Annotated in this window: 6 protein-coding genes; all 6 read right to left on the bottom strand. The window is 45.0% G+C overall.

Going from position 1 to position 7,964, the window contains the following annotated elements:
• Window positions 1–217: 217 nt before the first annotated feature.
• Window positions 218–1,804 (bottom strand): cupin domain-containing protein, encoded by a 1,587-nt coding sequence (locus tag F6K49_RS32190; protein ID WP_293103171.1) that lies wholly within the window; start codon window positions 1,802–1,804, stop codon window positions 218–220.
• 491 nt (window positions 1,805–2,295) lie between these two features.
• The gene (locus F6K49_RS32185; RefSeq protein ID WP_293103168.1) at window positions 2,296–3,045 is read right to left on the bottom strand and encodes an SDR family oxidoreductase; all 750 of its coding nucleotides are present in this window, start codon (window positions 3,043–3,045) and stop codon (window positions 2,296–2,298) included.
• Between the two features lie 167 nt (window positions 3,046–3,212).
• On the bottom strand, window positions 3,213–4,601 hold the full coding sequence (locus F6K49_RS32180; RefSeq protein ID WP_070392566.1) for an NAD(P)/FAD-dependent oxidoreductase: 1,389 nt from the start codon (window positions 4,599–4,601) through the stop codon (window positions 3,213–3,215).
• 138 nt (window positions 4,602–4,739) lie between these two features.
• Window positions 4,740–5,963 carry a 4-hydroxybenzoate 3-monooxygenase gene (locus F6K49_RS32175; protein ID WP_293103165.1) on the bottom strand — a complete coding sequence of 408 codons (1,224 nt, stop codon included), beginning with the start codon at window positions 5,961–5,963 and terminating at the stop codon, window positions 4,740–4,742.
• A gap of 60 nt (window positions 5,964–6,023) precedes the next feature.
• Window positions 6,024–6,602 (bottom strand): chorismate pyruvate-lyase family protein, encoded by a 579-nt coding sequence (locus F6K49_RS32170; RefSeq protein ID WP_293103162.1) that lies wholly within the window; start codon window positions 6,600–6,602, stop codon window positions 6,024–6,026.
• Window positions 6,603–6,709: 107 nt separating this feature from the next.
• Window positions 6,710–7,807 (bottom strand): 3-deoxy-7-phosphoheptulonate synthase, encoded by a 1,098-nt coding sequence (gene aroF, locus F6K49_RS32165; protein ID WP_293053745.1) that lies wholly within the window; start codon window positions 7,805–7,807, stop codon window positions 6,710–6,712.
• Window positions 7,808–7,964: the final 157 nt, after the last annotated feature.

Here is a 7,964-nt window from a genome sequence, read left to right as displayed (position 1 = left end):
ATTAATATGAGTGGGGTGGGCATCCTGCCCGCCTGGGAATTGTAACGGGCAAGATGCCCGTTCCACGGCAAGATGCCCATTCCACCAAGATGCCCATTCCACCTCACTCTTAAAATCATTCCATTATTAAGCAACGCGTCTGTTTTAAGACGTTAGAATTTTTTGAGAATTGCTCACTGGGCATTCATCCCTTTTTGGGGATGAGTGCTCGATAAAGCTAAACAATGCTGAAGTCAGTACTGGTAATCGTGCTAGCTTCTACCCCAGTTAAAATTGCCAATAATTCATTGCTGGTCGTGAGACTGACCAAAGTATCATTTACAAGCTCGGAAGTGCCCTGAGTAATCTTCAGCTCCGCAAACCCTAGACCAGCGGAGAGTTCAATCAGATCCTGATCACTAGTAAAGTCAGTAATTGTGTCAGTCCCGGCTCCAGCGGCAAGCACAAAGCGATCGCGGCCACTGCCGCCTGTCAGGATATCGTTACCAGTACCCCCCCGAAGCAGATCGTCACCCCTGCCGCCTGTCAGGATATCGTTACCAGTACCGCCCCGAAGCAAATCGTCACCCCTGCCGCCTTTTAGGATATCGTTACCAGTACCGCCCCGAAGCAAATCGTCACCCCTGCCGCCTGTCAGGATATCGTTACCAGTACCGCCCCGAAGCAAATCGTCACCACTCAACCCTTTCAGTTTATCATTGCCACCCTGGCCGTTGATGACATCATTGGAGTCATTAAAGCCTTGGGTGTTATTGTCAAGGTCGTTGAGGAATGTGACCGAGTTTTTATTGAAAACTTTGCCCCTTTGTTGGTTCGCATTAAAGACATCAAAGCTATCTTCAACTTTAGTCTGTCCGTCAAACAGAATGTTGCCGATATCCTCCGACGCACCTGTAGCTTTAGTAAGGTTATCTAGGTTTTCCAGGGCAAAATCCTGCAGGATGACCCCAGTGTTCTCAACCCCTTCAAAGGTGATGATCAAATCATTTTCATCCTGATTCAGAAGCATGTTCTCTGCACTCAGCGATGGCCCCTCAAACTTCAGTGTATCGACTTCTGCAATCACGGCATCCGAGGGAGTAACTCCTGTGCCTACACCGCCGAAATCAGTGATGGTGTCTGTGCCTGCACCACGACGAACTATAAACGTGTCTTGATCACCACCTCCTGTGAGGGTATCATTCCCTTCGCGACCTGAGAGGAGATCGTCCCCCTCACCTCCATAGATTAGATCTCGACCAGTTCCGCCGATGATTGTGTCATTACCCTGCTCCCCATAAAATCGATCCTCACCATTTCTGCCGATGATGAGGTCACTACCTTCACTTCCGATCAGGATTTCACTCCTGTCATCTCCGTATAGAGTAATGCCGCCATCTTCAATGATAGGCTTACCAATCAGTGCAGCCTCTGGATAGAGTTCTAGACCGAAGTTGGGGGCAACTGCCACTACTTTTGGGATATTATCTACTGGTATATTCGACGGGTCTGAAACAGGCTGACCTGCTTGCCTGAAAAAGTTTTCAAGTCCTGCAGGAGCAGCGATTACCAACATTCTTGCTGGTTCCGTCCCCAGGTTTTTGAATGCGTGGACTTGACCTCTGGTATAGGGGATAAAGTCTCCGGCGGTTCCCGTAAAAACCTGGTTCCCCACCTGAAAGTTGATTTCCCCATCCACAACATAGAATACCTCATCTTCTCTCGTGTGTATATGGGGTGGAGGTCCAGCTTCGGGCGGAACCAGAAAATCGAATAGAGCGTACTGCCCGTAGGTATCTTCGCCAGTTGCAAGAAAAGTATACACACCCCCCGATATTGCGATTGACTCCAGGCTACTGTCTGGTGGTGTCTCTGGAGAAATCTGCTGTTGTTCAAATAATGCTTTGACTCTTTCAAGCCCTGCCGGACTCCTGACGTCAATCCCTGCCGGCTTATTGATGGTTTTTAAATCTTGATTGTTTTTCATTTTCCCTAATTTTATCTTGTTCTTTTAAGTCGCTCGGCAAATTTTTGATTGCATCTTTTTTTCTTGTGTGCACCGGAAAGCGGATCTGTGCTACGCGCAGGTCGCTGTTAAAACCACCTTCCCAAAGCCTGATTTTGACCTGATCTATTTGTATTTAGGACTTACGCAAATCCCTCAATTTAACGCTACCTGTAGGGTGGGCAAGGTTTTGCCCACCCTACCCATGGATTGTGTGCGTAAGTCCTGTGTATTAATTCAGAACTATCGATAATCAAGCTTTGGGAAAAAACCCAGCTATTTGGTGGTTTCAGAAATTACCGTAAATAAAATTACACCTCCGTCCATCCGCCATCGACCACTAGTTCCTCACCAAGCACGAATGACGATTCTTCGGACGCAAGGAATAGGACTGCCTTGGCAATTTCATCAGCTTCTCCGAACCGCTGCATTGGGATTTTCTGCTGAAGCTGAGTGGCAAACTCTTTAAGGTGCTCCTGCGGTACTCCGAGTTTGCTATAAATGGGCGTTTGAATTGGTCCTGGGCTAACCGCATTTACCCTGATGCCCTTCTCGATCAGTTCGGCAGCAAGAGTGCGGGCAAGGGATCGCAGTGCTGCCTTCGATGCCGCATAGATACTCGACCCAACCATTCCCATCTGGTTGTTGACCGAGGTATTGAGCACTATGCTGCCTGATTCACCCATAATCGGCGCAACTTTCTGCACGGTGAAGAAAGCACCTTTAAAGTTAATCTTGAATATCTCATCAATCAAAGCTTCGTCAACCTGCATCATCGGCCCAAGTTTCGCGATCCCCGCATTAACGAACAACACGTCAAGTCCTCCAAAGTGTTCCTTGACCTCAACGACCATGGCATCAATGTCAGCAACTTGACTCACATCGGCTCGAATCGCGAGCGTATCCGGGCCAATCCGAGTGCACGCTTCCGAGAGCCGACCCTCGTGCTGACCGATAATCGCAACTCGGGCACCTTCCTGAGTAAAGAGTTTTGCTGTTGCAAAGCCAATTCCGGTGCTTCCACCAGTAATCAGTGCTGTTTTTCCTTCTAGTCGTTTCATTGTTACCTCCATTTCATTCACTTTAAGTACAAAACCTTGACAATTCCATACAGTTTGGACATCCAGGATATCCTAAGCTCTGTATTGAAAGCTTTTTTACTCTGGTTTTCCTGGTGGGTGAGCTTAAATATGCTCACCATTGATACGGTTGAACTGACTCAACCTGTCTACAAAACTGCCGCCTTTTGTGTCTCTGTTTGTGTCTGTGTATTAATTGATTCAAGAAAATCTTCTGGGGGTGTAAAGCTTGCTGGATCTGCAGCTTTGTAATGAGTATCTGGATAAATCGGGCAATCGTAAATGCGCTCAAAAGGCTGCTCGAAGGTATCCCATTCTTTTTTAGAACGTAGGTAGCTCAATACAGGCTGGTCTCGTTCAGCCCAAAAATCCCCGGCAAACGTTTGAAGTACAAAGCGGAAACCGCCGGGTAAGTTTAGACCCATCTTATTCATGTCTCTGTTGAATTCATAGTAGTAAGAGTAGACCACTCGGAAGTAGGAGTCGTACCCTGTTTTGCATAAGTTTTCAAAGTCTTGACATGCCTCCAAATCATCCTTACCATCAAAAATTTCGTGTATTGCCTCAGCTGCTTTCAGTCCACAGAGCATGCTGAGAAAAACACCCCCAGAAAATACTGGATCTACAAAGCAAGCTGCGTCGCCAACAATAAAATATCCAGGTCCAGTGAACTGCTCCGAATAATAGCAAAAATCTAATTCTACTTTCGGTTTATTAAACAAGGGAGTTGCGCCTTTTATCGCACTCTTAATGCGGGGAGAGCGATCGCAATGTGCTTTGAAAATTTCCTCGGGATTGCTCTGTTTTAGAATGCTTAATGGCATCACAGCTCCAACACTCATCACGTTGGTTTCAATAGGTATCCCCCAGAGCCAACCATCTTCATGACAGCTGAAGAGCACGTCACCTTCAACACCTGGATTGTTTTCAGCAACCACATCCTTATAGTGTTGAAAAACGGCAACATTTTGCAGCTTATTATTCATTTTCCTTAGGTTAAAATGCTTGGCAATTAACCCAGCCCGACCACTAGCATCTACCACAAAGTTCGCTCGGGCTTCATGTCTGCAACCTTGATACTGATATTCGACTCCGGCAAGTCGTTCGCCATCGAATATGAGTTTCTTGACATCTGCTTCCTGTAATACTTGAGCCCCTGTATCCTGAGCATGATCCAAGAGAATTTTGTCAAAACGGGCACGATTAAGGTTGTATGAAAACGGGGTTTGCCCTTTTGCCACATTGCCAAAATTCTGCCGCCTCAGATCTCCAGTTGTCCCAGTTAAGAATTCAACTCCGTTTTTCTGCACAAACCCACCTTCCTTGATTTTGTCAGAGATATCTATCATCTCAAACAGCTTATACAGATAGGGCACCATCGACTCGCCGATATGAAATCGGGGAAACTTTGCCTTTTCCAATAAAAGAACTGAGTGACCATTCGCTGCTATCTTGTATGCACAAGTTGCTCCAGCAGGTCCGCCGCCAATGACAATTGCATCAAACATTTTGAAAGTATCTGAATTATTAAGTGTCATAAAAACCTCCTAAACGAAATACTTGGACAACTAGTTTACGATTTGATTTATCTAACAAGAAGTGTCGTACAACCTGTTAAATCTAGAGTGGCTGAATGCTTGCCTCAATAGTTTCCAAAGAAACGCGATGAATTATTATTAGCATGCCATTTCCAGCTCATTATAGTCAGATAAACTCCCAACATATTTTCTGGAAAAGTCTGCTGCAAATGTCTTCAAACTCATCAGTTGAGATATCTTAGACTGTTGGAGCTGCTTCATGAAGCGGTCATTCTCTGAATTTTGTTCATCTATATTCACCATATGAAGCAGCGAGTGGGAAAACTCCTGGGTTTGCCAGATCTCTGGCAGACGAATAGCTGAGTATTGTTGAAGGATAGAGTCATTGTGGCTGATTAGATAGTAGTTCACCATTAATTTGCCCAAAACCTCAGCATCCTGAATGGCTAGGTTCATGCCTTTGCCACCTGAGGGAGTGAGAATGTGGGCAGCATCTCCTGCAAGAAAAAGGTTCTTGTACTGGATTGGGTTCGAGACATAGCTCCTCATCCTCAGCACTTGCTTGTCAGTAATCTTACCTTCGGTCAGTGACCATCCATCTTTGGCAAGTCGAACATGGAGTTCTGACCAAACACGTTCATCGGGCCAATTGTCAACGCTGTCGTCTAATGAGATTTGCAGGTAATAACGGGAAATTTTTTCGTTCCTGAGCATATGACCGGCAAACCCATAAGGATGTATTGCATAGATAATATGCTCGGTTGAGGGAGGTGCTGCAGCCGTGATTGCTAGCCAAGAAAAATTGTAATTTTTGTAGTAGATATCTACGGCTTCTGAAGGAATTGATTTTCGGGCAATACCATGAAAACCGTCACATCCAGCAATGAAGTCGCAATCAATAACAATCGTGCTTTGTTTAATCTCGTCGTAACACGAGACTTGCGCAGGATAGCTATTCTTAATCACAAGACCTTTCGTGCTGAATCGTATTTCTCCGCCAGCCTCTTGAAACTTCTGAATCAGATCGACCAACAACTCCTGCTGAGGATAGGTATAGTGCGTTCGACCCTCACACATCTTGGAGTATTCGAGTACGAAGCTGTATTCCGGGCTTCGGAATTCACACTTCCCATGGGGCTTTCCTTCTCTCAACAAGCGGTCGGCGAGTCCATACTGCTTCAGAATACTTACTGCCTTGTGATCGATTAGTCCCGCTCGGGCACGGGAAAAGACCTCCTCACGACTGCATTTTTCGACTACTATACACGGGATATTATTTTGCTGTAGGATGTTTGCCAATAATAGACCTGCCGGTCCAGCTCCTATAATGCAAACCTTCGTTGAGAAATGATTGTTAAGCATAGTGCCCTCCTATGAAATCTTAAAATTTCAGAAGTTCTTCAATAAAATTAACCAATACTATTAGAGCTTTCGCATAAAATTATTTTCCGGAAACTTCTCTGTAATCATCATGGTGTACTGATTATTGGAGATGACGCAGTAGGTTCTATACAGGAGATTGTCTTCGGGTTGAATGTGGAAATAATCGGCTAAATCACCTGCATGTTCTTTGCCAAGTTCGACATTTTCTTTGAAGATTTCCACTTTGTTCTCGACCCAGAGTTTCCCAATGGGAGTTTTGGTCTGTAACAGTTGGGTTCGCATTTTTTCATTCAGTCTGTCGAGAACTAAAATTGAATCGGCATAGACATAGGTGCGGTCACTCATCTTACCTTGAAGTAACACTTTGCGAGCGATAACTTCTGTGCCTTTTTTGAGGTTCATCGGCAGGATGTCTTCTGTGATTGTAATCTGGTCTTCAAACAGCTTTTTGATTTTGATTGCTTCCCCCGAATATGCTTCAATCATATCTGTAACAGTGCCGTTTGTCGTGAGCAATATTCGTTGAAATGGGCTGAGTAATACAGGTTCGATGTAATTCCGCTTTCTCGGAAAGTTTTGGGAAAAAATTGGCCTTAAGACTAGGGTTTGAGCGTTCATCTGCATTATTTCTCTAGAATTGGGCAAAAAGACTTGTTTGATGAGATATTGTGAGTTGAATCAATTCCATGTTAGCCTTCAATTTTTATTTCAACTCACAACAAATTTTAAACAATGGCACTGAATTTTTGGGTAGCTTGATGGGATGAAGGGGTGAAGGCTAACTTTTCCGGCCAACGACCCACTGTTTCACCAATAACTGCCATTTCTTGCATCAGTTCTTGATAGCGATGAGGCGTCAAGGATTGAGGGCCATCAGACAGGGCTTGGGAAGGGTTGGGATGAACTTCTATCATCAGAGCATCAGCTCCTGCTGCAATTGAGGCCATTGCCATTGCCGGGACGTATTCGGCTTTACCAGTCCCGTGACTGGGGTCAATCATAATGGGAAGATGAGTCAGTGTCCGCAAGACAGGAATCACGGATAAATCGAGGGTATTGCGGGTATATTTGCGGTCATGGGTGCGAATTCCCCGTTCACACAAAATAACATTAGAATTTCCCGCTGCTAAAATATATTCAGCCGCCATTAACCATTCCTCAATGGTTGCGGACATTCCCCGCTTCAGCAGAACCGGTTTCTCTTGAGCACCAACTCTTTTTAACAGAGAAAAGTTCTGCATATTACGAGCACCAACTTGGATAATATCTGCAACAGCTGCTATCTTTTCAATGTCGGCTGCATCCATTACCTCGGTGATAATTCCCAAGCCTGTTTCTTGACGTGCAATGGCCAGCAATTCCAAACCACTCTCACCATGCCCTTGAAAAGCATAAGGAGAAGTCCGAGGTTTGTAGGCTCCACCACGTAGGAAATGAGCACCTGCTGCTTTAACTTGTTGGGCGGTTTCGACAATCATCTGTTCATTTTCAACCGAACAAGGACCGGCAGTTTGAACGATGGGACTGTGTTCACCAAAAGCAACAGAACCGTTCGGTGTTTCAACAATAATTTCACTGGGTTCACCATGTCGGAAGTCTCGACTTGCCCGTTTAAAGGGATGTTCAACTCGTGAGACTTTTTCAATAAAAGGACTGACAGCCTGAATTTTTAAGGGATCGAGTTCAGCGGTTTCACCGACTAAACCAATCACCACTCGGTGTTTGCCGATGATTTTTTCGACGCTGACTTTGTATTGGGACAGTTCGTCTTTAATGTGTTCAATTTCGACTGTCGGAGTGGCTGCTTTGAGGACAATTATCATGGTTTATTTCCGTTGAGATTGGGTTATATGATTTGAGACGTGATTAACCGGATTTGATCTAACATCAACTTAGTTTTGAAGAAGATCAGAATTTGATCTGTAGAGTGTGTAGGTCTTGGTGTGCATACTGAAAAATCCTTGATTGTTAGCTTCTATA

The organism is Moorena sp. SIO3I6, assembly GCF_010672095.1.
The sequence above is the reverse complement of the archived record's forward strand: the minus strand, read 5'-3'. Positions and strand labels throughout refer to the sequence as shown.

Coding starts and splice junctions, on each gene's coding strand:
- F6K49_RS32175 (WP_293103165.1), bottom strand. CDS start 5,963: ATGCTTAACAATCATTTCTCAACGAAGGTTTGCATTATAGGAGCTGGA.
- F6K49_RS32170 (WP_293103162.1), bottom strand. CDS start 6,602: ATGAACGCTCAAACCCTAGTCTTAAGGCCAATTTTTTCCCAAAACTTT.
- F6K49_RS32185 (WP_293103168.1), bottom strand. CDS start 3,045: ATGAAACGACTAGAAGGAAAAACAGCACTGATTACTGGTGGAAGCACC.
- F6K49_RS32180 (WP_070392566.1), bottom strand. CDS start 4,601: ATGACACTTAATAATTCAGATACTTTCAAAATGTTTGATGCAATTGTC.
- aroF (WP_293053745.1), bottom strand. CDS start 7,807: ATGATAATTGTCCTCAAAGCAGCCACTCCGACAGTCGAAATTGAACAC.